The sequence below is a fragment of the Lentzea chajnantorensis genome, from assembly GCF_054300775.1.
In genome coordinates, this window is record NZ_JBSDZT010000002.1 from 1,059,076 (window position 1) to 1,082,658 (window position 23,583).

General features: G+C 70.2%; 23 protein-coding genes, 1 tRNA gene and 2 pseudogenes. 12 read left to right on the forward strand and 14 right to left on the reverse strand.

All coding sequences use genetic code 11. From position 1 onward, the window contains the following. Nucleotides 1-2: 2 nt before the first annotated feature. On the reverse strand, nucleotides 3-1,304 hold the full coding sequence (locus ACVDFE_RS05820) for a UDP-glucose dehydrogenase family protein (RefSeq protein WP_458429813.1): 1,302 nt from the start codon (nucleotides 1,302-1,304) through the stop codon (nucleotides 3-5). A gap of 310 nt (nucleotides 1,305-1,614) precedes the next feature. On the opposite strand from ACVDFE_RS05820, the gene ACVDFE_RS05825 reads away from it, so the two are divergent. Then, on the forward strand, nucleotides 1,615-2,373 hold the full coding sequence (locus ACVDFE_RS05825; RefSeq protein ID WP_458429814.1) for an SDR family NAD(P)-dependent oxidoreductase: 759 nt from the start codon (nucleotides 1,615-1,617) through the stop codon (nucleotides 2,371-2,373). A 97-nt stretch (nucleotides 2,374-2,470) separates the two neighbouring features. Here the strand turns inward: ACVDFE_RS05825 and ACVDFE_RS05830 are convergent, their stop codons facing one another. Continuing rightward, on the reverse strand, nucleotides 2,471-4,114 hold the full coding sequence (locus tag ACVDFE_RS05830; protein ID WP_360397049.1) for a TM0106 family RecB-like putative nuclease: 1,644 nt from the start codon (nucleotides 4,112-4,114) through the stop codon (nucleotides 2,471-2,473). 82 nt (nucleotides 4,115-4,196) lie between these two features. Between ACVDFE_RS05830 and ACVDFE_RS05835 the strand changes: the two genes are divergently transcribed. Further along, on the forward strand, nucleotides 4,197-4,631 hold the full coding sequence (locus ACVDFE_RS05835) for a DUF6474 family protein (RefSeq protein WP_360397050.1): 435 nt from the start codon (nucleotides 4,197-4,199) through the stop codon (nucleotides 4,629-4,631). Here ACVDFE_RS05835 and ACVDFE_RS05840 read toward each other — a convergent pair. Then, entirely contained in the window at nucleotides 4,609-6,258 is a 1,650-nt protein-coding gene (locus tag ACVDFE_RS05840; protein ID WP_360397051.1) for a BCCT family transporter, read from the reverse strand. The genes ACVDFE_RS05835 and ACVDFE_RS05840 overlap by 23 nt on opposite strands. A gap of 58 nt (nucleotides 6,259-6,316) precedes the next feature. On the opposite strand from ACVDFE_RS05840, the gene ACVDFE_RS05845 reads away from it, so the two are divergent. The 4 genes from ACVDFE_RS05845 to ACVDFE_RS05860 are packed head-to-tail and all read left to right on the forward strand — an operon-like array spanning nucleotide 6,317 to nucleotide 9,167. Then, complete coding sequence (locus ACVDFE_RS05845) at nucleotides 6,317-6,832, forward strand: hypothetical protein (RefSeq protein ID WP_458429815.1); 516 nt, start codon at nucleotides 6,317-6,319, stop codon at nucleotides 6,830-6,832. 48 nt (nucleotides 6,833-6,880) lie between these two features. Further along, nucleotides 6,881-7,609 carry a YcnI family copper-binding membrane protein gene (locus ACVDFE_RS05850; protein WP_360397053.1) on the forward strand — a complete coding sequence of 243 codons (729 nt, stop codon included), beginning with the start codon at nucleotides 6,881-6,883 and terminating at the stop codon, nucleotides 7,607-7,609. An 8-nt stretch (nucleotides 7,610-7,617) separates the two neighbouring features. Continuing rightward, the gene (locus tag ACVDFE_RS05855) at nucleotides 7,618-8,151 is read left to right on the forward strand and encodes a copper resistance CopC family protein (RefSeq protein WP_458429816.1); all 534 of its coding nucleotides are present in this window, start codon (nucleotides 7,618-7,620) and stop codon (nucleotides 8,149-8,151) included. After that, nucleotides 8,148-9,167 carry a copper resistance D family protein gene (locus ACVDFE_RS05860; protein WP_458429817.1) on the forward strand — a complete coding sequence of 340 codons (1,020 nt, stop codon included), beginning with the start codon at nucleotides 8,148-8,150 and terminating at the stop codon, nucleotides 9,165-9,167. Before ACVDFE_RS05855 ends, ACVDFE_RS05860 begins: the two co-directional genes overlap by 4 nt. Here the strand turns inward: ACVDFE_RS05860 and ACVDFE_RS05865 are convergent. Beyond that, nucleotides 9,160-9,993 (reverse strand): LysR family transcriptional regulator, encoded by an 834-nt coding sequence (locus ACVDFE_RS05865; RefSeq protein WP_458434275.1) that lies wholly within the window; start codon nucleotides 9,991-9,993, stop codon nucleotides 9,160-9,162. The two genes, ACVDFE_RS05860 and ACVDFE_RS05865, sit on opposite strands and share 8 nt — an antisense overlap. An 88-nt stretch (nucleotides 9,994-10,081) precedes the next feature. Here ACVDFE_RS05865 and ACVDFE_RS05870 point away from each other — a divergent pair, with 88 nt between their 5' ends. Next, nucleotides 10,082-10,801 carry an SDR family oxidoreductase gene (locus tag ACVDFE_RS05870; protein ID WP_458429818.1) on the forward strand — a complete coding sequence of 240 codons (720 nt, stop codon included), beginning with the start codon at nucleotides 10,082-10,084 and terminating at the stop codon, nucleotides 10,799-10,801. A gap of 87 nt (nucleotides 10,802-10,888) precedes the next feature. On the opposite strand, the gene ACVDFE_RS05875 is transcribed toward ACVDFE_RS05870, so the two are convergent. Further along, nucleotides 10,889-11,167, reverse strand: a complete 279-nt coding sequence (locus tag ACVDFE_RS05875; protein ID WP_360397057.1) for a hypothetical protein — start codon at nucleotides 11,165-11,167, stop codon at nucleotides 10,889-10,891. A 157-nt stretch (nucleotides 11,168-11,324) separates the two neighbouring features. Further along, nucleotides 11,325-12,707 (reverse strand): helix-turn-helix transcriptional regulator, encoded by a 1,383-nt coding sequence (locus ACVDFE_RS05880; RefSeq protein ID WP_360397058.1) that lies wholly within the window; start codon nucleotides 12,705-12,707, stop codon nucleotides 11,325-11,327. Nucleotides 12,708-12,925: 218 nt separating this feature from the next. Here ACVDFE_RS05880 and ACVDFE_RS05885 point away from each other — a divergent pair, with 218 nt between their 5' ends. Further along, nucleotides 12,926-13,189: a hypothetical protein gene (locus ACVDFE_RS05885; RefSeq protein WP_360397059.1), complete on the forward strand. Its 264-nt coding sequence runs from the start codon at nucleotides 12,926-12,928 to the stop codon at nucleotides 13,187-13,189. A gap of 13 nt (nucleotides 13,190-13,202) precedes the next feature. Further along, a pseudogene (locus tag ACVDFE_RS05890) lies at nucleotides 13,203-13,563 on the forward strand (hypothetical protein). A 332-nt stretch (nucleotides 13,564-13,895) separates the two neighbouring features. Here ACVDFE_RS05890 and ACVDFE_RS05895 read toward each other — a convergent pair. From ACVDFE_RS05895 to ACVDFE_RS05905, 3 genes are read right to left on the reverse strand one after another with little or no spacing between them, the layout of a single operon-like run. Continuing rightward, the gene (locus ACVDFE_RS05895) at nucleotides 13,896-14,675 is read right to left on the reverse strand and encodes an SDR family NAD(P)-dependent oxidoreductase (RefSeq protein ID WP_458429819.1); all 780 of its coding nucleotides are present in this window, start codon (nucleotides 14,673-14,675) and stop codon (nucleotides 13,896-13,898) included. Then, entirely contained in the window at nucleotides 14,675-15,835 is a 1,161-nt protein-coding gene (locus ACVDFE_RS05900) for an MFS transporter (protein ID WP_458434276.1), read from the reverse strand. The genes ACVDFE_RS05895 and ACVDFE_RS05900 overlap by 1 nt, the downstream gene beginning before the upstream one ends. Nucleotides 15,836-15,875: 40 nt before the next feature. After that, a complete protein-coding gene (locus tag ACVDFE_RS05905; protein ID WP_458429820.1) occupies nucleotides 15,876-17,123 on the reverse strand; it encodes a GH1 family beta-glucosidase in 1,248 nt (415 codons plus the stop codon). Nucleotides 17,124-17,205: 82 nt separating this feature from the next. Here ACVDFE_RS05905 and ACVDFE_RS05910 point away from each other — a divergent pair, with 82 nt between their 5' ends. Then, nucleotides 17,206-17,850: a TetR family transcriptional regulator gene (locus ACVDFE_RS05910; protein WP_458429821.1), complete on the forward strand. Its 645-nt coding sequence runs from the start codon at nucleotides 17,206-17,208 to the stop codon at nucleotides 17,848-17,850. On the opposite strand, the gene ACVDFE_RS05915 is transcribed toward ACVDFE_RS05910, so the two are convergent. After that, nucleotides 17,847-19,028, reverse strand: a complete 1,182-nt coding sequence (locus tag ACVDFE_RS05915; protein ID WP_458429822.1) for an amino acid deaminase/aldolase — start codon at nucleotides 19,026-19,028, stop codon at nucleotides 17,847-17,849. The two genes, ACVDFE_RS05910 and ACVDFE_RS05915, sit on opposite strands and share 4 nt — an antisense overlap. An 83-nt stretch (nucleotides 19,029-19,111) precedes the next feature. Between ACVDFE_RS05915 and ACVDFE_RS05920 the strand changes: the two genes are divergently transcribed. Next, entirely contained in the window at nucleotides 19,112-20,392 is a 1,281-nt protein-coding gene (locus tag ACVDFE_RS05920; RefSeq protein ID WP_360397064.1) for a D-arabinono-1,4-lactone oxidase, read from the forward strand. A gap of 86 nt (nucleotides 20,393-20,478) precedes the next feature. On the opposite strand, the gene ACVDFE_RS05925 is transcribed toward ACVDFE_RS05920, so the two are convergent. From ACVDFE_RS05925 to ACVDFE_RS05940, 4 genes are all read right to left on the reverse strand, one after another. Beyond that, entirely contained in the window at nucleotides 20,479-21,135 is a 657-nt protein-coding gene (locus ACVDFE_RS05925) for an NAD(P)H-binding protein (RefSeq protein WP_458429823.1), read from the reverse strand. 14 nt (nucleotides 21,136-21,149) lie between these two features. Beyond that, on the reverse strand, nucleotides 21,150-21,767 hold the full coding sequence (locus ACVDFE_RS05930; RefSeq protein ID WP_360397066.1) for a hypothetical protein: 618 nt from the start codon (nucleotides 21,765-21,767) through the stop codon (nucleotides 21,150-21,152). A gap of 316 nt (nucleotides 21,768-22,083) precedes the next feature. Further along, complete coding sequence (locus tag ACVDFE_RS05935; protein ID WP_458429824.1) at nucleotides 22,084-22,824, reverse strand: alcohol dehydrogenase catalytic domain-containing protein; 741 nt, start codon at nucleotides 22,822-22,824, stop codon at nucleotides 22,084-22,086. A gap of 162 nt (nucleotides 22,825-22,986) precedes the next feature. Continuing rightward, nucleotides 22,987-23,069, reverse strand: a tRNA-Leu gene (locus ACVDFE_RS05940). Between the two features lie 117 nt (nucleotides 23,070-23,186). On the opposite strand from ACVDFE_RS05940, the pseudogene ACVDFE_RS05945 reads away from it, so the two are divergent. Next, a pseudogene (locus tag ACVDFE_RS05945) lies at nucleotides 23,187-23,483 on the forward strand (DUF3662 domain-containing protein); the annotation flags it as partial. Nucleotides 23,484-23,583: the final 100 nt, after the last annotated feature.

The window sequence follows — 23,583 nt, forward strand, 5'->3', positions numbered from 1 at the left end:
GGCTAACTAAATTGCGTGACTCCGAGTGACGCACGACCCACGCCCGAATGGAGCAGCCCTGCGCGGGCCAGCGCCTCCGCGTCCAGGTGGTTCCGGGAGTCGACGATCGTGTGGCCGTCCATGAGCTCGGCCACCCGCGACCAGTCGAGCGTGCGGAACACCGGCCAGTCGGTCAGCAGCACGACCGCCTCGGCGCCCTTGACCGCCTGGTAGGGGTCGTCGACCACCAGCATCCCGGTGATCGGCCCGCTCACCTCCGGGTCGTGGGCGGTGAGCTCGGCGCCCTCCAGCACCAGCTGTTCCGCCACGGCCAGGGCGGGCGAGTCGCGCAGGTCGTTCGTGCCGGCCTTGAACGCGAGCCCGAGCACGCCGATCCGCACTCCGGCGAGCGTTCCGCCGCAGGCGGCGCGGACCTTCTCGACGACCCGCAGCTGCGCGCGGACGTTCGCCTCGATCGTGGAGCGGACCAGTCCGAAGTCGACACCCGCCGCCTCGGCGATCTGCACCATCGCGTGCGTGTCCTTGGGAAGGCACGACCCGCCCCAGCCCGGCCCCGGCCGCAGGAACGACTGCCCGATCCGCTTGTCGTAGCCCATGCCCTCGGTGACCGACTCGACGTCGGCGCCCAGCCGTTCGCACAGCTCGGCGACCGCGTTGACGTACGAGAGCTTCATCGCGAGGAAGCAGTTCGCGGCGTACTTGACCATCTCGGCGCTGGCGGCGTCCATCAGCACGGTCGGTGCGCCCAGCTTGGCGAACAGCGCCGCCACCCGCTCGGCCGCGGACGGCGAGTCCGACCCGACCACGATCCGGTCCGGGTGCAGAAAGTCGCGCACGGCAGTGCCCTCGCGCAGGAACTCGGGGTTCGACACCACCGCCACGTCCTCACGCCCGAGCAACGCGCGCACGCGTTCCGACGTACCGACGGGCACCGTGGACTTGGTGACCACGACCGTCCCGTACGGCAGCACGTCGCGGATCTCGGCGGCCACGGACTCGACGGCGCTGAGGTCGGCCGCACCACCCGCGCCCATCGGCGTCGGCAGGCAGAAGAACACGACGTCGGCGTCCCGCACCGCGGGAGCGGCACCGACGACGAACTCCAGCCGTCCGGCCAGCCGGCCCTCGACGACGAGCTCGGCGAGCCCCGGTTCGAGGATGTCGACCTGGCCGGCGCGCAGTCTGACCACCTTCTCCGCGTCGACGTCCGCGCACACGACGCGGTGTCCCAGTGATGCGAGGCAGGCTCCCGTGGTGAGTCCCACGTAGCCGATGCCGACGACCGCGATGCGACGGGCGAACATGCGGGTGACCCTGACATCCCCGGTTGGCCGCTCGGGGAACACCGTACGACTTTCGTCGTAGCTGACCGTGACAGATCTCCTCCCAGAGGTCTACCGGCGCGGGCGATGTTTCGAACACCGTCGAACGGCACAGTTCAAGGCATGGGAGTTCTGCTGATCGCAATGATCTTCATCGGCCTCGCGGTGCTGGCAGCGGTGCCCCTGGTGGCGCTGCTGCACCTGTCCGACCGTTGACCCGGTCCGGGGGTCGACCACCGGGTAACGAGCGTTAACCTCCTCGCGAGCAGTTCGCTTCGAGGAAGGTGAAGGCATGGAGATCTCGGGTACCGCGGCCATCGTCACCGGTGGCGCGTCCGGTCTCGGCGGCGCGACCGCACGTGCGCTGGCGGCGCGTGGAGCGCAGGTGTTCGCGCTCGACCTGCCCGGCGCGATCGAGAAGGCGGAAGCCGTCGAGAACGTCACCTACCTGGCCGCCGACGTGACCTCCGGCGACGAGGTCCAGGCCGCCGTCGACACCGCGGCCGGCTCCGGCGCCCCGCTGCGCATCACGGTGAACTGCGCTGGCATCGGCCCGTCGACCAGGACCGTCGGCAAGAGCGGCCCGCACGACCTCGACCTCTACCGCAAGGTCGTCGAGGTCAACCTGATCGGCACGTTCAACGTGCTGCGCCTCGCCGCCGCCGCGATGGGCAAGACCGAGGAGCTCGAGCACGGCGCCCGCGGCGTCATCATCAACACCGCCTCGATCGCCGCGTTCGACGGCCAGATCGGCCAGGTCGCCTACGCCTCCTCCAAGGGCGGCGTCGTCGGCATGACCCTCCCGGCCGCGCGCGACCTGTCCTCCGTCGGCATCCGCGTGCTGACCATCGCCCCCGGCATCGTCGACACCCCGATGCTCGCCACGGTCTCCGACGAGTTCCGCGCGGGCCTCGCCGCCGGTGTGCCGTTCCCGAAGCGCCTGGCGCAGCCGTCGGAGTACGCGCAGCTGGCCGTGTCGATCGTGGAGCACGACTACCTCAACGGCGAGGTCATCCGCATGGACGGCGCCCTCCGCATGTCCCCTCGCTAGCCCCACGCGCCTGCTTCTCGAGTGCACGCGGGGAGCTTTCGTACTCATATGCGGTACGAAAGGTCCCCGCGTGCGTTCGGCGTGGGCGGGCGGCGCGTCAGAGGTCGCCGGCGTAGGGCAGGCGGGACATCGCGTCCGAGGTCATCCACTCGCGCAGGCGGTGGGTGGCCCGGACGTCGTCCTCGTTGTACTCCAGCAGCCTGCGCCGCTGGTCGAGGTCGAGCGGGTCGCCGTTCAGGCCGACCGCGGACCGGTACCAGCGCATCGAGTTCTCGCCGCCCGCCTCCGGGTCGCGCCACGTGAAGCCGGCGACCGGGGCGATGATCTTCAGTCCCTTGCCGTGGGCGCACAGGAACTGCTCGCGCACGATGCCGAAGAGGTCCACCCACGCGTCGGAGCCGATGAACTCCTTGACCTGCGCCACGGTCGGGATGCCGGGCTTGCCGGCGAACCGTTCCGCGGACGCCAGCAGCCAGCGGTTCTCGGCGAGCTCGTTGTAGCAGTAGGCGCGGAACGACAGGCCGCGTGCCTTGGCGCGCAGGCGGATGCCGGTCAGCCAGGTCCAGAACTCGGCGAACGAGCGAGCCTCGTCGTCGCACGGCAGCGCGTCCCACGTGACGAACGCGCGGTAGCCGTGGTCCTCGTCGACGTCCTTGCCGGACAACAGACATCCCCACATGTACGCGCCCAAGTCGCCGAAGCTCTCCATGTCGACGTCGACCTCGACGTCGGCGCGCGGCACGTTCATCTCCCGCACGCGGCGGACCAGCGTGAGGTCGCGCAACCACGCCCGCGCGAGCACGACCGCGTCGCCGAACGGCATGCCGACGAGCTGGATCGGACCGTCCGAGGCCGGGTCGAGCTCCGCCAGTTGGTCCACAGTGGACAGACCGATCCTGCGCAGCGCCACCGCGTCCTCGCCGCGCACGACCAGTGAGACGTCCCTGCCGCGCTTGAGGTCGGTGTCGCAGGTCGGCCACCACGGGCAGGTCTTGCAGTCGACGATCCGCGACGGCTTGGCGAGCGGGTCCTTCTGGTTCGCCGCCGCCAGCGCCACGGCCAGCCGGTCGGAGAACCGCGCGTCGTACTCGGCCAGCGCGGTGCGTCCGCCGGGCCAGGTCGGTGCCTCCAGGTCGTGCCACAGCACCACGTCGGCGTCCATGCCGATCACGCCACCGGTCGCGCGGGCGTTCGTCGCGTGGCCCGCGGCCTGGAGCTGGCGCTGGGCGTGCGCGAGCCGCAGCTGGTCACGGGGCTGCGGCCGGACCTTGCGATGCGGGTCGGTGCGGCTGCCGCCGGGCAACGGCATGGTCAACGGGCTGGTGCGCGCGCCCTGGCCGGGGTCGGTGATCTTGTGCCGCACCACGAGCACCGGCACGTACCCGGTCGCGTCCTTCACCAGCAGGTCGATGCCACCGCGACGGCCGCCACGCGGGTCACGCGGCAGTGCGGCGCCCCAGATGTAAGGCGCGCCCATCTCCATCGCCGCGAGCGTGACGCGTTCCCGGTCCGCGGTGCGCACCTCGGGACCGTTCGGCACCTCGAAGAGGTTAGAGCCGACGATCCGCCCGAGGGCGTCCGCCACCGCGCGGCGGTGGTTCGCCGCGTCCGCTTTCCGTTGTTCCGAAGCCGGGTCCAGCGCCGCTTTGGGAGCGTCGCGCATCTCCGGATCGTTTTCGAGGTGCACCCGCCGCCGACAACGAGTGACCACGCCGGCGTCTAGCTGCACCTGGGAAGTCACCGGTGCAGCGTATGTCGCGCGCCGACCTCATGTGCCAGCAACCTGGGCAGTAAGTTTCACGTGACGGAGGAGGTGTACCCGAATGGCGCGCAAAGCGAAGGCCGGATTCACGCCCGGCAGGGCGAAGAACCTGGTCGGCGTCGCGAAGGTGGTGGCGCCCGCGCTCATCCCGGTGCTGGCCCCCGTGATCGCCCGCGGAGCTGGGGTTTTGAGCGAGCAGTACGACCGCTACCGCGCACGGAGGCTCGGCATCGACGTGGCCGACATCGGCCGGTACTCCGGTTACGGGGCCCGGTTGCACGCGCGGATCGTCGGCTTTTCGGAGTCGCTCGAGACGGTGCGGGCCGCGGATTCCGATTGGGTTTCGAAGACCGAGGCGCGCCTGTCGCAACTGCTCGCCGCCGTGCGCGCTTCCGAACGCATGCCGACGGCCCGGCGCAAAGCAGCGCACCGGGCCGTCGGAACCGATCTGGACGTGTTGGAGCAGGAACTGCTCAGGCGTCTGAACGTGCGCTGACGTTCGGCGTGCGCCCGGTCACCTTGGCCACGGCCTCGACCGCCGCCTCCTCGACCACTTGACCGGGGTCGAGGTGGGCGGTGACCTCCTCCATGACCTCGGCCACGCGTTCCTCGCGCCGGATCATCGGGTCGGACCGCAGGTCCTTGGCCAGCGAGACGCACAGGCCGACCATCACGACCATGAACGGCAGCGCCGCGATGATCGTGAGGTTCTGCAGGCCGGTCAACGCGTTGGAGCCGCCGACCAGCAGCATCACCGCGGCCACGGCACCGGTGAGCACGCCCCAGAACACCACCACGGCCTTGGTGGGGTGCATGGAGCCCCGCTGGGAGAGCGTTCCCATCACGATGGACGCGGCGTCGGCGCCGGACACGAAGAAGATGGCGACGAGGATCATCACGACCACGCCGGCCACGGTGGCCAGCGGGAACTGGTCGAGCAGCGAGAACAGCTGCGACTCCGGCGTCGACTGGCCCGCGAGGTCCACACCGGACCGCTGCTCGAAGATCGCCGAGCCGCCGAGGATCGCGAACCACACCAGCGACACCGCGGACGGCACGAGGATCACGCCGGCGACGAACTGGCGGATCGTGCGGCCGCGCGAGATGCGGGCGATGAACGTGCCGACGAACGGCGTCCAGGAGATCCACCACGCCCAGTAGAAGATCGTCCAGCCGGACAGCCACGTCTCGGTCGCCTCACCACCGGAGGCGGCGGTGCGGCCGGCCATGTTGGCCAGCTCGCGGAAGTAGTCGCCGAGCGCGGTGGGCAGCAGGTTCAGGATGAACACCGTCGGGCCGACGACGAACAGGAACAGCGCCAGCACCACGGCCAGCACCATGTTGGTGTTCGACAGCCATTGGATGCCCTTCGCGACCCCCGAGACGGCGGATGCGACGAACGCCACGGTCAGCACGGCGATGACCGCGACCAGCACGCCCTTGCCGACCTGGCCACCCCACCCGGCCGCCTCCAGCCCGCTCCCGATCTGCAGGGCGCCGAGACCGAGGGAGGCGGCCGAGCCGAACAGCGTGGCGAAGATCGCCATCACGTCGATCGCACGGCCCCACCCCGACGCGGCCCTGCGACCGAGCAGAGGGGCGAAGGCAGCGCTGATCAGCGACGACCGGCCACGGCGGAAGCTCCCGTAGGCGATCGCGATGCCGACGACGGCGTAGATCGCCCACGGGTGCAGGGTCCAGTGGAAGAGCGTGGTGGCCATGGCGGTCTCGAGGGGGTCGCCCTCGGTGCCGGGCGGCGGCTTCACGAAGTGCGTGAGCGGCTCGTTCACGCCGTAGAACATGAGCCCGATGCCCATGCCGGCGCTGAACATCATCGCGACCCACGAGACCGTCTTGAACTCGGGTTTCTCGTCGTCACGACCGAGCGGGATCTTGCCGTAACGGCTGAAGGCGAGCCAGAGGGCGAACAGCACGAAGCCGGACGCCGTGAGCACGAAGGCCCATCCCAGGTTCTGGATGACCCACCCGAGCGCGGTCTTCGAGGCCGAGGCCAACGAGTCAGTTCCGGCAATCCCCCAGGCCACGAATGCAAGCGTGAGACCTGCGGCAACGCCGAACACGACCCGGTCGGTGCGGCCCGGCCTGTCGCATTGGTTGTGCATGCGGCCCTAGATACCCACTCGTGGACCGATGCAAACCGGTCGCATTACCCTCAGATCCGTGAGCACCCGGTCGAGTGAGATGCGCACCCTTCGCGGTGCCGTTCTCGCGGTGACCTCGTCGGCGCTCACGATCGCCGCCCACGGCATCGGCGGTGGTGAGCTCGCGGAGTTCGTCCACGCGCTGCCGCTGGTGGTGCTGATCGCGTTCGCGGCGGCGTCGCTCGCGGACCGGCGGACCGGCAGGCTCTCGGTCATGGCCGGGCTCGCCACGGCCCAGCTCGCGCAGCACCTGCTGCTGACCTGGGTCAGCCACGAGCACACCGGCACGCTCACCTGGCAGATGTTCGGCGCGCACCTCGTCGCGGCGACGCTGACCGGGCTGTTGCTGTTCCACGCGGAGAACGCGCTGTTCCGGCTGTTCGCCGCGGTCACCCGCCTGATCCCCCGCAGGCTCATGCCGCAGCCGGTGCTCACGCCGGTGCGGACGTCCACCGGCACGCCCTACCTGCGGCGCGCACACGCCGCCGAGCTGAGCCGTGCCCACGGGCTGCGCGGCCCGCCCTGTGGTTCCTGACACCCAGCACCCGCATCTCCCCCCTTTGGCATCAGGAGCCACAACCACATGTCTGCACATCGCTTTGGCGTGCGCGCGCTCGCCGTCCTCGCCGTGGCCGGGTTCGCCGTCCTCGGCACCCCCGCGATCGCGTCCGCGCACGTCAGCGCCCAGCCCTCGGAGTTCACGCAGGGCGGCCGCGCCACGTTCGCGTTCCGCGTCCCGAACGAGCGGGACAACGCCGGCACGACCAAGATCGAGGTCACGCTGCCGCAGGACACCCCGCTCACCTCGGTGCGCACCCGGCCGCTGCCCGGCTGGAAGGCAGAGGCGGTCAAGGGCAAGCTCGACAAGCCCGTCACGGTCGCCGGCAAGGAGATCACCGAGGCGTTCACGTCGATCACCTGGACCGCGGAGCCCGGCACGAAGATCGGGGTCAACGAGTACCAGGAGTTCTACGTCGCCCTCGGCACGCTGCCGGAGAAGGACACCCTGCTGCTGCCGACCAAGCAGACCTACGAGAACGGCGAGGTCGTCGACTGGAGCCAGCCCGCGGGCGCCGACGGCAAGGAGCCGGAGCACCCGGCACCCGCGCTGAAGCTCGCCCCGAAGAAGGCGGACGGCGACGACCACGGCCACGGCTCGACGAACGCCGCGAACTCGACCGACACGCACGAGGCGTCGGCCGCCGGTTCCGACCAGACCGCCCGCTACCTCGGTGGCGCCGGCCTGGCCGTCGGTGCGCTGGGCCTGGGCTTCGGCATCGGCGCGATCCTGCGTTCGCGCAGGAAGGCGTGACCCACAGCATGAAGCGCGCACTCATCGCGTGCCTGATCGCGGGTGCGGCCGTGCTCATCACGGCCGCGCCCGCTTCGGCGCACAACGCACTGATCAGCAGCGACCCGAAGGACAAGGCCTCGCTGGAGGTCGGCCCGTCCTCGGTCACGCTGACCTTCGACCAGGACGTGCAGGGCGGCAAGGACATCAACACGATCTCGGTGGTGGACGCGAACGGCGGCCACTACGAGGTGCCGGGCGACCCGAAGATCACCGACAACTCGGTGTCCGCCCAGGTCAACGCCCTGGGCAAGGCCGGTCAGTACAAGATCGGCTATCGGATCCTGTCCGCGGACGGCCACCCGGTCTCCGGTGAGCTGACGTTCACGCTCACCAAGGACGGCACCGGTACGCCCACCACCCCGGCCAGCGCCGACGCCTCCGGCAGCAGCGACTCCGGTGGCGGCATCCCGCTGTGGGTGTGGATCGTCGGCGCCGTGGTGCTGCTCGGCGGCGGCGTGTTCGTCGCCCTGCGCGGCGGCGGCGGGAGCGCCAAGGCATGAGCGACGTCCGGACCACCGCCCCCACTCACTACCGCGTGCTCGCCGGTCTGGTGTTCGGCGCGCTCGCGGGCATCGCCCTCGGCCTCGTGCTGGCGCCCCCCGTCGTGGTCGCCGGGGTCGTGGACGCCGGGGCGGCGGTCCGGTACGGCCTGCCGGTCACCCGCGTGCTGCTCGACGTGTCGGCGACGATCGTCGTCGGCCTGTCGATCCTGCCGAAGCTGCTCGGCTTCGACCGACCCACGCACACCGAACCGGTCATGCGGATCGCCCGGCCCGCCGCGGTCGTCGCCGCGGCGGTCTGGGTGGTGACCGCGCTGCTCGCGATCGTCCTGCAGGCGGCGGAGCTGCGGCCGGGCAGCGACGTCAGCATCGGCAACGCGGTCGACTACATCGCCACGGTCGGCGCCGGCAAGGGCCTGCTGTTCAGCGCCGCCTGCGCGTTCGCGTACCTGCTGGTCGGCGTGCTGGCGGTGCGCAGCGGCGAGTCCGTGCCGGCCGAGCTGCGCATCCTGGTCTCGATGTTCGGCCTGCTGCCGATCCCGGTCACCGGGCACGCCTCCAACTGGAAGTACCACGACTACTCGATGGTCTCCATGGAGCTGCACGTGCTGGGCGCGGCGGCGTGGACCGGCGGGCTCGGCGCGCTGATGGCGCTGGTCGCGTACCGCAAGGGTCTGCTCGCCGTCGCGCTGCCGAAGTTCTCCCGGATCGCGACCGTCAGCCTGGTCGTCGTCACGGTGACCGGCCTGTTCAACGGTCTGCTGGAGCTGGCCCTCAACCCGGTCGTGCCGTTCCCGCAGTCGATGTTCACCACCGGCTACGGCCTGCTGTTCCTCGGCAAGGCGGCGTGCGCGGCTGCGGTCGCGGTGCTCGGCGCGCGCATCCGGTGGAAGCTGCTGCCGCAGATCTCGCAGCACCGGACCACGGCGATCGTGCAGTGGGCGGTCTTCGAGATCACCGTCATGGGCCTGGCGTTCGGCCTGGCCGTCGTGCTGAGCCGCGCACCGGTCAGCTGACCCCGGTCGCGACCCTGACCAGGTCGGCGAGCGCCCGTGACCGGCTGTGCGGTGGCCACGCGATCACCGTGGTCACCTTCGGGGCGTCCACGACCGGAACGGCGACCAGCCCTTCGGTGAGCCTCGTGCGGAAGTCCTCCGGCACCACGGCGACGGCCCTGCCGAGCTCGATCATCTGGAACAGCTGCGTCAGGTTGCGCACCTCGATGCCGGGACCGTCCGGGTAGGTGCCGTCCGGACGCGGCCAGCGGGCCCGTTCGGCCAGACCGCTGACGTCCGCCATCCGCAGCTGCGCCGCTCCCGCGAGGGGGTGCGCCGACGGCATCACCGCGACCTGGTCCTCGGTGTGCAGGACCTCCACGTCGAGGCCGGTCGTCGGGTCGTACGGTTCGTGCAGCAACGCCACGTCGGCCCGTCCGTCGAGCAGCGGGACGTGGGTGTTCGACTCGCACAGCAGGACGTCGACCGGCACGGCACCGGGCTGGGCGGCGTACACGTCGAGCAGCTTCGCCAGCACCTCACCGGAGCTGCCCGCCTTCGCGGCGAGCACCAGCGACGGCCGGTCGGCGGCCACGTCCCTGGTCCGGCGTTCGGCCGCGACGACAGCGGCGAGGATCGCCCTGGCCTCGGCCAGCAGGGTCGCCCCGGCGGCGGTGAGCAGGACCTTGCGGCTGGTGCGGGTCAGCAGTTCGACGCCGAGCCGGTGTTCGAGCTGCGCGATGGTGCGCGACAGCGGTGGCTGGGCGATGCCCAGGCGTTCGGCGGCACGGCCGAAGTGCAGCGCCTCGGCGACCGCGACGAAGTAACGGAGCTCCCTGGTCTCCACGCCGTCCACCGTATCCATACCGCTGGGGTATCGCTGCGACACCGAGGTGGTGTTGGTCTTCACGGCCTCGCGGAAGACGATCAGAGACATGAGCGAACAGACGATTGCACTGGTCACGGGCGCGAACAAGGGCATCGGGTACGAGATCGCCGCCGGTCTCGGCGCGCTCGGCATGAGCGTCGGTGTCGGCGCCCGGGACGCACGGCGTGGCGAGGAGGCGGCGGAGAAGCTGCGGGCGAACGGCGCGGACGCGTTCTTCGTGCCGCTGGACGTGGCCGACGACGGGAGCGTGGCCGCGGCCGCGGCGCTGTTCGAGGAGCGGTTCGGTCGCCTCGACGTGCTGGTCAACAACGCGGGCATCGCCGGGTCGTGGCCCACGCCGCCGTCCGCCGCCACCCCGGCGGGCCTGCGGGAGGTGCTGGAGACCAACGTGATCGGCGTCGTCCGGGTCACCAACGCGGTGCTGCCCCTGCTGGGCCGGTCGGCACGGCCGCGGATCGTCAACCAGTCGAGCCACCTGTCGTCGCTGACCCTGCAGACCGCGCCGGACGCGGCCTTCCACGACATCGACGGGATCTACACGCCGTCGAAGACGTTCCTGAACGCCGTCACCGTGCAGTACGCCAAGGAGTTGACCGGCATGAAGGTCAACGGCGCCTGCCCCGGCTACGTCGCGACCGAGTTCAACGACTTCCAGGGGCGGGAGACGCCGGCGAACGCCGCGCGGATCGCGGTCGAGCTGGCCACGCTGCCCGACGACGGGCCGACCGGTGGCCTCTTCGACGGCGATGGTCCGGTGCCCTGGTGATGCGTTGTTCAACGTGAAACATCCGGGGTGACCGGGGCTGCACTCGGCGAGTGGTCCGTTCGACGCGGCGAACAGCGCGCGAACGGACTAGTCGGTGATCAGTCGGGCCGAAGATTCTTCGCGCATGCGGGCCAGGCGGTTCATCGTCCGCTGGCCGCGGCGGTCGAGCTCACGGCTGTCGATCCAGCCGTTGGCGTAGTAGCGGTAGTCCTGCGCGAGGGCGACGAGCTCGGCGAGGTAGTCGGCGGAACGCCGCCGGCGCTCCTCGTCGAACGACGCGAGCAGCGGCAGCTGGGTGTCCACGACCTCGTCGAGCAGCTGCGCGGACCGCAGCGCTCTCCGTGACCGCCACCTCCGAGTAAGCATCACGCGCCGCACCCCGCCCTTCGCCCCGACCTGCCGCACCTTAGGCCCTGTGTTTCCCGCCCGTCGATGCTGCATTCGCGTCAGGGGCTCCCGGCGTTACCGGTTCGTGTCCCACACCATTCGAACGTGGTGCTATGGGGCCCAAACGACGTGCTGGTCAGGCAGCCGTGTCGGCTCCGGTGAAGCGGGCGACGCGGTCGGCCAGCTCGCGGGCCTCGGGGTTGTTGCGGCGCTTCTCGGCCTCCTGGCGCAACGGCTCCATGCGCTGCTTGGTGCGCACCGACTTGAGGCTCTCCGACAGGTCGACCGCTTGGCGGCCGATCTTGGCGCCGTGGTCGATGTCGCCCTCGATGAGGTGGTTGATCGACATCGAGGTCAGGTTGAACGACCGGCTGCGGGCCATGTCGTCGCCGAAGTTGTTGATCGCCTTGGACAGCGCGGGAATGGCGGTCCTCGTGTACTTGGCGTCCACCGTCTGAGCCAGCTCCGTGTGCACCGTGCCGATCATGGACGAGAGGTCGATCTCGTTGAAGAACTTGGCCCACGCGGGCGCCTCGGCGACGTTGGCGCGGGAGAACTCGTCGCGGGCGCGGCCGAGCAGCTTGAGCGCCTGCTCGTCGGAGCCCATCTTCGCGTACGCCCAGGCCTCGTTGGCGCACAGGATGCCCACCGCGAGCTCGGAACCGGAGTTCTGCGCGGCCAGCTGGCCGAGCTGGAACACCTTGAGCGCGTCGTCGGGGGCGTTCTGGTGCAGGTACACGCGGCCCATGCGGTACAGGATGTTCGCCATCAGCGCCTCGTTGTCGCCCTGCTTGGCGAGGTCGAGCGCCTGACCGAAGTGGTTGCGGGCGGAGTCCATCAGACCCGTGTCGAACGACGTCCAGCCGGCGAGGTTGTGCAGGTCGGCCAGTGCGACGTAGAGGCGCTGGCGCACGACGTCCGTGGAGCTCGCACCGAGCATCTGCTGTCCCCAGGACAGCTGGGCGACGACCGCGTCGCGGCAGGAGCCGCCGCCGTACTGGTAGTCGAGGGCGCGCAACGCGCGGGTAGCCGCTTCCACCTGGCGCACGTCGGTCATGCCGATGCGTCCCGGAGCCGGAGTCTGTGTGGGGTGTGAGACCCACGACCCGGAGTCCGCTCCGAACACGGCCGCGCCGACTGTCACGGCGGCGGCGTGCGCGAGGAACTTCCGACGCTTCACCGACTCGTCCTCCTCAGGATGGGGTGTGTCCGCGGCTGCGGCCACCCTCACTGCCGTTGTCTCGTCATAGGCGAGACCCATGTATCCACGTGGGACACCCAGGCCGATGGCGATCCTGGTCAGGACGTCGTAGGCCATCACCTGACGTCCCTTGAGGATCTCCGAGACCTCGGACTGCGACTGCCCGGTGAGCGCCGCGATCTGGCGCTGGGACACGCCGTGCCGTCGGAGCAGCCGGTAGACCGAGCTGATCTCCCGTCGGGCCAGTGCGTCCCGCATCTCCTGCTGGTCCCACACGTCGGTGGGGATCGGAGAGCCCTGGGAACTCATGGTGTTCATCGCGCACCCTCACAGTCCGTTGGGCGTCATCGGCAGACTAGGGGGAGGTCCCCGAGCCCGAGAAGTCCTCTTCGGCAGGGCTGATCGGCCCTGCCGAACACCGCTTACCGCTCACCGTAAGAGTTCCACCGGTGGGCGCTGTGACGTCCCGTTCCGGCATGAATCATCGCAATCTGGATTCCGGTAAGCGAGTGAGCACGGAGAGGAACAGCCAACCGATGGACAGCTCCTCCCCCGGCTCCACCTCCATCGTGGAGACGGGTGACACCGGATCCACATGGCGCGGCACGACCGGGCAGCGTCGGACGTGGCAGATCAGCTGCGGCGACGTGGTCGACCGGGACCGCCAGCTCACCGTGAAGGTGGTTCAGGGCCGAGTGGTCCTGGTCGGCCCTCCCGGGGAGACGGCAGTCTTGTCCCACGACCAGCTCGTACAGCTCAGGGCTGCGCTACGCGAAGCCGCCGACCAGGCGGAAAGGTGACGGTGACGTTTCGATGGACGCGATCCTCGGACAGGTTCTTCGCAACGCTGTGTGGGAACGCCTCGACCTGCTCACGGAGCTGGCGAGCCGCGCTGACGCCCCGTCCCTCCTGTCGGTGGCTCGATCCGAGCTTCCCTCGGCTGACCGAGGGATGGCGTGCTCTGCTGGCAGCGCACGAGCCGGACGAGAAGGGCAACTGCCCCGAGTGCTCCGGTCGTTGGCGCCAGCAGAAGTCACCTTGCTCGGTGTGGCGCGCCGCGTACGAACACCTGGTCGCGGGCGGTCTCGCCCCGCGCCCGGCTCGCCACCTGCGCGAGGCCCCGGTGACCCCTCCTGTCACCCGGACCCGCCGCGCGGTGGCTCGAGCCCACTAACGGGCCTTTGCGACCGACCTGGCGTCCCCCCGACACGACCAGGTCTGCAAACGGCCTACTGACCGGTGGTCCGCGATGTGCGAACCCCCGACCGCTGCATCGCGGACCCCGGTCAGCTCAACTCCACAGATTCCCGCGGGCCGGTGCCGTGCACCTTCCCTCCCGACCGGTACCGGTCCGCGGTCACCAACCCCGGCCCCTTGCCTGCACCTCCCGCGCGGGTGAGGGGCCGTTTCCACGTTCGGACGCCGCGAGCACGGCTGGGGCTGCGCGCCGCTTCTTCCCACTTCCCGCGGTTCCTGCTGCCGGTGCGCCCGGTTCCGCGCCCGGCTTCAGCCGCGCGTACCCGTTTTCCACGTGAGGTAGGACGTGAGGCCGGGCAGCAAGCGGCCGGACAGTTCGAACGCCTTGAGCTGCCACGGGAACAGGTGCTCGGCGCGTTCCTTCTCCACGGCGTTGACGATCGCCGTGGCGACCCGGTCGGGCGTGACCGTCGGGATCAGCCTGGCGATCGCCGGAATCCGCTCCTCCGCGCCGGGGTTGTTGGCGAAGTACTCGCTGGAGACCTTGCCCGGCACGACCTCGCTCACGCCGACGCCGGTTCCGCGCAGGTCGAGCCGCAGGGACGCGGTCAGGCCGCGCAGCGCCCAGCGCGCCGACTGGTAGCCGGCCGCGCCGGGGATCGGCAGCCGCGACACCGGCGAGTTCACGTTGACGATCCAGCCGGAGCCGCGCGACCGCATGGCGCCGAGGAACTCCCTGGTGAGCAGCATGGCGGCCATGAACGGCACGGCGGTCATCGTGGCCAGGTCGTCCTGCGAGCACTCGTCGAGGAACAACCAGCGCCCGACACCCGCGTTGTTGACCAGCACGTCCGGCGTCTCCACGGCCTCGGCGAGCGCGTGGATCTGCGCAGCGTCGGCGAGGTCGGCCGGATGGGCGGTCGCGGAACCGCCGAGCTCGGTGATCCGCTCGACCTGCCGATCGAGCAGCTCGGCGCTGCGGGCCACCAGGTGGACGTGCGCACCGCGTGCCGCGAACCGGAACGCGGTCTCCGCGCCGATGCCCTGGGACGCGCCCGTGACCAGTACCCGCTTGCCCGACAGTCGCATCAGTCCACCGATCGCACTCGACTCATCAACACTCCCGCCACCGCCGTCGCCAGCGCCGACGCCGCGAACAGACCGCGGTACCCGCCAAGGTTGGCCAAGATCACCGCGGTCAGCAAGGGCGCGATGACCTGCGGCAACGCGTTGGCCACGTTCAGCACGCCGAGGTCCTTGGCCCGGTCGGACGCCGCCGGCAGCACCTGGGTGAGCAGCGCGATGGCCACGGCCCAGTACGTGCCGAAGCCGACGCCCAGCAGCGGTGCGGCGACCAGCGCGGCGGTCCAGGTCGGCCAGGCGACGAGCAGCAGAGCGGCGAGCGCCATCACGACCGCGGCGAGGTAGACGTACGGCTTCCGGCGCCCGGAACGATCACTTCGTGCGCCGAACAGCACCGCTCCTGCGGCGAGCGCCACCCCGTAGAGCGCCATCAGCACGAGCAGTCCGTCCTCCGGCGACTCGTGGTGGACCACGTCGCCGAGGAAGTAGAGGAGGTAGAGCGTGCCGAACGCGTTGCCGAGGTTGATCAGGAGGTGCCCGGCCCACGCCCAGGCGAAGTCGGGGTGCTCCCGGGGTGAGATCCAGAACGTCGGCCGCACCGGCTTGGTGACGAGCTGCGTGTCGGGCGTGCGCAGGACGAAGAAGACGGCACCGACGAGCACGATGGCCGCGCACGCCAAATAACCGGCTTGCAGTCCGCTGACCAGCAACGTCACCACGACCGCGCCCAGCACCGTGCCGAGCATCTGGCTGATGCCGATCAACCCGCCGACCTGCGCCCGTTGGGCGATGGGCACCTGGTCGGGCACCACGGCGGTGAGCGCGGCGAGCATGCCGCCGATCCCGGCCTGCACCAGGCACCAGCCGGCGGTCATGACCGCGACGGACGGCGCGGTGGCGAGCACCGCCAGGCCGATCGCGCCGACGACCGCCCCGATCAGCGTCCACGGGTGGCGCCGGCCGAACCGCGAGGTCGTGCGGTCGGACAGGTACCCGATGAGCGGCACCACCAGCAGCGACACGGCGGCGCCGACGCCGGTGACGACGCCGAACACGAACTCCTTGTCCGCCACGTCGAGCAGCTCGGCCTGCTGCGGCAGCAGGACCTGGATCGGCGCGTAGACCGCCAGCCACAGCCCGAGGTTCGCGGCGAACAGCCAGGCCATCCAGCCCCGCCGGACCGGGACGACCGGTTCGGCCAGCGCCTCACTCACCGCTGATCACCCTGCGGTACCAGTGGAACGAGTCGCGCGGCGTGCGGCGCTGGGTCTCGAAGTCGACGTGCACCAGGCCGAACCGCTGCGAGTAGCCGGCCTCCCACTCGAAGTTGTCGAGCAGCGACCACACGAAGTACCCGTCGACACCGGCGTCGAGCGCTGCCTTGAGGTGTCCGTCGAGGTAGGCGATCCGGTCGGCGTCCTCGACCTCGTGCGGGAAGCTGCAGCCGCTCTCGGTGACGTGCACCGGCGGCAGGTCCGGGTGCCGTTCGCGCAGGGTGGCGATCATCTCGGTGAGCCCGGACGGCACGACCGGCCAGCCGAACCCGGTGCGCGGGTACTCGTCGACCTCGACCAGCTCGAACGGCAGCGGGTTGCCCTCCGACGGCAGCGTCAGCCAGGTCGGGTTGTAGTAGTTGACGCCGTAGAAGTCGAGCGGCTGGTGGATGGTCGCGAGGTCGCCGTCCCGGACGGGCATGAGCTCGGCGACCGAGTCCGGATAGCGGCCGGCCAGCACCGGATCGGCGTACAGCCAGTTGTGGACGTCGCTGTACGCGTCGGCCGCGGGCTGGTCGGCGGCGGTGGCCGGCCACGCGGGCGTGTGGTTGTTCGCGGTACCGACCGAGCGGGCGTTGTGGCCGCGCAGAACTTCCACCGCACGGCCGTGAGCGAGGTTCAGGTGGTGGGCGGTCGGCAACGCGTCGAAGAGCAGCGTCTTGCCCGGTGCGTGCTCACCGATCGCATAGCCCTGCAACGTGACCATGGCCGGTTCGTTGATCGGAATCCACATGTGGACCCGGTCGGCCAGCCGTTGCGCGACGAGTGCGGTGTAGTCGGCGAACCGGTCGGCGATGTCGCGGCCGAGCCAGCCGCCCTCGGCTTCGAGCTGCAGCGGCGTGTCCCAGTGGTAGAGCGTGGCCACGGGCGCGATGCCGGCCTCGACGAGCGCGTCGACGAGCCGGTCGTAGAAGTCGAGGCCCTCGGCGTTGGCCGGGCCCTTGCCGCTGGGCTGGATGCGCGGCCACGCGATGGAGAACCGGTAGGCGTTGACCCCCAGCTGGGTCATGAGTGCCACGTCCTCGCGCCACCGGTAGTAGTGATCGCACGCAACGCGGGCGCTGTCGTCGTCGTGCACCGGAGCGAAGTCGTCCCACACCGAGGGGCCTCGGCCGCCCGCGTCGAACGCGCCTTCGATCTGGAACGCGGACGTCGACACTCCCCAGAGGAAGTCGCTCATCGATCCTCCAAATGTGAAACTTGTTCGGATCGTAGGCGTGTTGACAGGTTCAGGGAAGTGAAGACGCCGCGCAGAAGGCAAGATGGAAGAACCCGAACTACTGGGAGTCGCCGTGACGAGCACCACCCCGCTCCGCCGTCAGCCCGTCCAGCAGCGCAGCGCCAAGAGGGTCGAGCGCATGCTCGAAGCCTGCGCGACCCTCATCGACGAGGTGGGCTACGACGGCGTCACCACCACGTTGATCGCGGAGAGAGCGGGCGTGGCGGTCGGCTCGCTGTACCAGTTCTTCCCGGACAAGCGGGCCGTCGTGCAGGCGCTGACCCTGCGCAACGTCGACCGGTTCTCCCAGGGCATCACCGACCGCCTCGAACAGGCCACCCTGGAGCACTGGTGGGACGCCGTGGACACGGTGTTCGACGTCTACGTGACGATGCACCGCGAGATCCCGGCGTTCGGCAAGCTGCACTTCGGCGACGTCGTGGACATGCGGCTGCTCGACGACCGGCGGGACAACAACGCCGTCATCTCCGACAAGATCTCCGAGCTGATCTCGGGCAACTTCGGCATCCCGATGAACGAGGTGCAGCTGCCGATCGCGATCGCCGTCGAGGCCGCGGACGCCGTGCTGAAGATGGCGTTCCGCAACAACCCGACCGGCGACCAGGCGATCCTCGTGGAGGCGAAGGCGCTGGTCAGGGGCTACCTGTCGTCGCGGCTGCCGGCCTAGCCGAAGTTGCGGCGCTCACCGCGGTAGGTGGGCACCGTGCGTTCGACGCGGTCGCCGCGCACCAGGTGCACCTCGTCGAACCGCTCGAACAGCTCGCCCGCCTTGGCGTGCCGCATCCAGACGCGGTCGCCGATGCGCAGCTGTTCGGCGGCCTTGCCGGTGACCGGGGTCTGCACCTCGCCCGCGCCTTCGAGGCCGAGCGTCTTCAGGCCCTCCGGCAGGTACGGCGAGGGCTGGCGGTCCGGGGTCGGGGTACCGGAGGCGATGTAGCCGCCGGCGAACAGGGTGGCGACGCGCTTGGTCGGCTTGCGGACCACGGACAGCGCGAAGAGCGCCGCCGGGTGGGGCTTGAAGGCCTGGTAGCCGTCGAAGAGGGTGGGGCCGAAGAGCCCGCTGCCCGCTGCCAGCTCCGTGACCGAGGGGTCGGTGCCGGTGAGCTCCAGGCTGCCGGTGCCGCCGCCGTTGACGAACTGCAGGTCGGTGACCTGGCGGACCGCGGTGATCACGGCGGTGCGCCGTTCGATCAGCTCCGGGCCGGACCTGGCCTGGATGAGCCGGATGCCGATCGCGCGCAGCGGCTGACCGGGCGGGTTGTCGCCCAGGCCCGCGATCTGGCCCTCGTAGGCCATGACGCCGACGAGGGTGAACCCGGTGCGGCGGACGATCTTGGCGGCGAGCGACGCGGCCTGCGCCGGGGTGTGCACCGGCGAGCGGCGTGGTCCGATGTGGACGCCGGGCAGCGGGCGCCAGGAGACGTCGAGCTCCAGGCAGACCCTGATGTCGGCGTGCGGGCCGATGGCGGCGTCGACGAAGTCGAGGTGCTCGACCGAGTCGACCATGATGGTGATGCGCTGGCGGGCGGTCTCGTTCGCAGCGAGCTTCTGCAGCGCGGCGCGGTCGGCCGTGGGGTAGGCGACCAGCAGGTCCTCGCTGACGTTCTGCTCGGAGAGCCAGAGCGCCTCGGCGAGCGAGTAGCACATGACCCCGGCGTAACCGGGTCGTTCGAGGGCCCGGCTCACCAGGTCGCGCACGCGGATCGACTTGCTCGCCACCCGGATGGGATGACCGGCAGCGCGGCGGGCGAGGTCCGCCGCGTTGTGGTCGAAGGCGTCCAGGTCGACGATCGCGAACGGAGGATCGAGGTCCTTCGTCGCGGTGTCGAGTCGAGTTCGGCGCATGCTCCGACGGTACGTCCTCAACCCTTGAAACGTGAAGAGCTTTCACTTACGTTACTCGCAGGTCACACTCCGTGGAGGTACCCGTGTGGACGAACTGGGCTCGCACCGCGACTTGTGCGCCGACGCGCGTCGTCCACCCGGCGAGCACTGACGAGATCGCCGCGACCGTCGTCTCCGGCGGCCGGGTGCGGGCGCGCGGCAGCGGTCACTCGTTCAACGACATCGCCGTCGCCCCCGAGGTGGCGCTCGACCTCGACCGGTGGACCGGCATCGTCCGCGCCGACGTGGAGACGGGCCTGGTCACCGTCCGCTCCGGCACGCCGCTGCACGTCCTGAACGCCGACCTGCACCGACTCGGCCTCGCCATGCCGAACCTCGGCGACATCGACGCGCAGACCGTGGCCGGTGCCGTGTCGACCTCCACCCACGGCACCGGCGCGAAGCTCGGCGTCCTGGCCACCGCCATCGCCGCGCTGGAGCTGGTGCTCGCCGACGGTTCGGTGGTCACCTGCTCGCGCTCCGAGCGACCGGACCTGTTCAACGCCGCCCGCGTCGGCCTCGGCGCGCTGGGCGTGATCAGCACCGTCACGCTGCAGTGCGTGCCGTCGTTCGTGCTGCAGGCCTCGGAGGCACCGGGCCGGCTCGACGCGGTGCTGGAGCAGTTCGACGACCTGTGCGCGGTCGAGGACCACGTCGAGTTCCACTGGTTCACGCACTCGGACCGGGTGATCCTCAAGCGCAACAACCGGGTTCCCGAGCCCGCGCAGCCGCTGTCGCGGTTCCGGCAGGCCTGGGAGTACGAGGTCATGGAGAACGCCGCGTTCGGCGCGGTGTGCAAGGTGGCCAAGACCTTCCCGCGCTACACCAGGAAGCTCAACGAGGTCTGCGGCTCGCTGATCAGCGAGCGGTCCTATTCGGACTACTCGCACAACGTCTTCGTGACCCCGCGCCGGGTCCGGTTCGTGGAGACCGAGTTCTCCATCCCTCGCGAGACGCTGATGGACGTCATCGGCGAGCTGCGCGCCGTCGCCAACCGCCTGGGCGACCGCGACGCGTTGATCGTGCCGTGCGAGGTGCGGGTGGCGCAGGCCGACGACATCTGGCTGTCGACCGCCTCCGGCCGTGACACCGCCTACATCTCCATGCACCAGGCGCTCGGCATGCCCTACAAGGCGTTCTTCGACGCGTACGCGTCCATCGCCGCGTCGGTCGGCGGTCGCCCGCACTGGGGCAAGATGCACGACCTCACCGCTGCCGAGCTGCGCCCGCTGTACCCGCACTTCGATGACTTCCTGCGCGTCCGCGACGAGGTGGACCCGACCCGCACCTTCACCAACGCCTACCTGACCCGCGTCCTCGGCTAGATGTCACGCGGGAGTCCCACGTTCCCCTGAGGGGCACGCGGGGCCCCCGCGTGCGCCAGGAGAGTACGAAAGCTCCCCGCGTGCACTCAGAGGAGGGCGCGGACGGCGTCGGGGATGGGCGTGGAGCCGTTCGTCAGTTCGAGCGTTTTGCGGACGGTCTGGGGTGCGGTCAAGAGCTCCGCGAGCACGGCGGCGACGTCGGCGCGGGTCACCGGGGAGCGCGGCAGCACCGGGGCGGCCAGGGTGACGAGACCGGTCGGGGCGTCGTTCGTCAGCGGGCCGGGACGCAGGATCGTCCAGTCGAGTGAACGCGATTTCAGGTCGTCCTCCGCCGCCTTCTTCGCTTTGAGGTACACCGCGAACTCGGAGTCCACCGACGGCGAGTCCGCTGACTCGATGCCGACCGTGGAGACCTGGAGGAACCGCCGCACGCCCGCCTCGGCCGCTGCCGTGGCGAACAGGGCGGCGGCCCCGAAGTCCACTGTGTCCTTGCGGGCGGCTCCCGAGCCTGCCCCTGCGCCGGCGGCGAAGACCGCGGCGTCCGCGCCGTTCATGTATTCGGCGACCGAGTCCACTGTGGCGGACTCCAGGTCGCACAGCACCGGAACGGCTCCGGCTTCCTGCACGTCAGCGAAGTGATCGGGGTTGCGGACCAGTGCTGTTGCCGCGTCTCCACGGGTGGCCAGCTGCTGCTGGAGAAGCAGCGCGATCTGCCCGTGTCCGCCGGCGATGACTACTCGCATGCCCCGACCGTAGATCAGGAAGCGGTGGCGAGCACCTGCTCGTAGACCAGCTCGTTGACCCAACGGGTGATGGCGGTGTCCTCGACGGGCACGCACTCGTTGCGGCCGGACACGTCCACGGACAGGTCCTTCTCCTCGTCGGCCAGCAGGACCGAGACGCCGTAGCGGCGCACGCGCGGCAGGCAGTTCGTCAGGTAGTCGTTGGTGAACGCGACCGAGTCCGGGAGGACGGCGGCGGCGTTGCCGTAGCGGGCGAAGGGAACCGCGGAGGCCAGCGCGGTGCGCCAGTGGCGTGCGACGGCCAAGACGCCGACGATGCGCACGGCGGCCGGCGGGACGCGGCCTTCCATCTCCGGCCACACCCAGGTGGAGACGGTGGTCTTGTCGACCTCGGGACCCGCACCCACGCACACGCGCTCGGCGTGGGCGTCGGCCAGGAGCTCGGCCACGACGACGACCTTGCGGCCCATGAGGACCATCTCCGGGAGGACCACGCCGTGCCAGCCGAGGCGGATCGCCGCTGCGGCTGCCAGCTCCTCGACGGACGCGGGCAGTTCCGGAACCGGGACCGCGGTCGTCGACAGTCCCTGCGCGCTGCCGGGCGCCGCGATCCTTGCTGGGGTGCTGCTCACGCCAGTGCCTCCTCGCCACCACGCGGCGGGCGATCCGCCACGTTTCGACTCGTGCTCTGGATAAGGCGTACCAGGAAGCGCGCGGCCCGCCCCCAGGTCACCGGACCCCCTGCGATCGACGGCGCCGACCGGTCGGTGACCGGTCGAGGAGCGGCGCGGGGAGTTCGGTCCTACGGTGCTGCCGTCTGGGTGACGTTAATCCGGTTGGACGCACCAAAAGACCTGCTCACAGTGGGTGCTCCAGGCGTGGTGGCGAAAAGGCGGCGAACGGTGCCGGCCACCGGCCGCCGACCGCTCACCGCGCCAGAACGACCACCTACATGATGATCACGGTTTTGCCAGGCCCGTGACCTGCGAAAACATCGGTGGCTTCGCGCAACGGCACACGGCGGGAAATCGGCACCGAGAGATCGCCGTCGAGCACCATGGACGCCAGGCGGACAAGCGTCTCCGGTGAGCCCTTCATGCCGAAGTTCTGCGCGCTGTCGCTCGACGCGTAGTTGGTGTTGAACGCCAACGGCGCATAGCGCGCGTTCGCCTCGAACGACGAGCGGTCGGCGCTCACGAGGTCGATGAGCGCGTCGGCCTCCACGAGCGAGTCGCCCCGGCCGATCGGGACCACGTGCTTGCCCGCCGCCCGCGCGATCTGGACGGCGAACGAGCCGACGCCGCCGTTCGGACCGACGACCAGCACGGATTTCGCGTCACCGAGCGCTTCCACCAACTGCAGCGCCGTCATGCCTGCGGTCGGCAATGCCGCGGCGACCGCGGGGTCGAGGCCGTCCGGCAACGGCGCCAACGCGTTCCCGGCCGGAACCACGGCGTACTCGGCGTAAGTCCCCCGTCCGACGGGGCGGTGGAAGAAGGTCCCGAAAATCCGCTCGCCGGAACCGACGACCTCACCGGCACCGTCGGTTCCGGGAACCATCGGAAACCGGTGCTCTGCGGAACTCCGAAGCATCCCGTCGACGACTTTGCGGTCGAAGGGGTTCACGCTCGCGGCGAGCATCCGCACCTTGAGCTCTTCCGGACCCGCCTGCGGCTCCGGCAGCTTCACCAGCTCGAGCTCCGCACCGAAGTCCGCCGCCGCTATCGCCCACATGTCGCCCTCCGAACGAGTGACAGACATCACCTGTTGGATCACGGAATCCGATACTGCCGGTCAACGAAAGAACCCCCCTCGCGATTCCGCGAGGGGGGTTCGATCTGTCTTTCTCTGTGGGCAAGGGGGGAGTTGAACCCCCACGTCCTTTCGGACACACGGACCTGAACCGTGCGCGTCTGCCATTCCGCCACTTGCCCCTGGAGACGTTGGAAACACTAGCACGCGTCCAAACCAGGTTCCTAATCGCCCCCTGTAGGCCTGGTCGCACCCGGATACGATCGGTGCAGAAGACCGTCCAGGCGGAAGGAGCTGACATGGGCCTGCAACGCTTCGAGCGCAAGCTCGAAGGTCTGGTCGGCAACACCTTCGCGCGCGTGTTCGGAGGCAACGTCGTGCCCCAAGAGGTGGCACAGGCGCTGCAACGGGAGGGTGACAGCAACATCCGCGAGCTCGCGGGTGGCAGACTGCTAGCCCCCAACCACTACACAGTGCTGCTCGGCCCTCAGGACCACGATCGACTTGCCGGGGACGAGCAGGATGAACTACGCATCACCCAGCTTCTCGCGGAGGGCCTGCGAGAGCACCTGGAAGAGTCCGGATGGGATACCTACGGTGACGTCGTAGTCTCCCTGGAGCGCTCCGAGGCGCTGCACACCGGACAGTTCCGAACCAGCTCGTCCGTCGACCCCGACGTGAAAGCGGCCAGCCGAC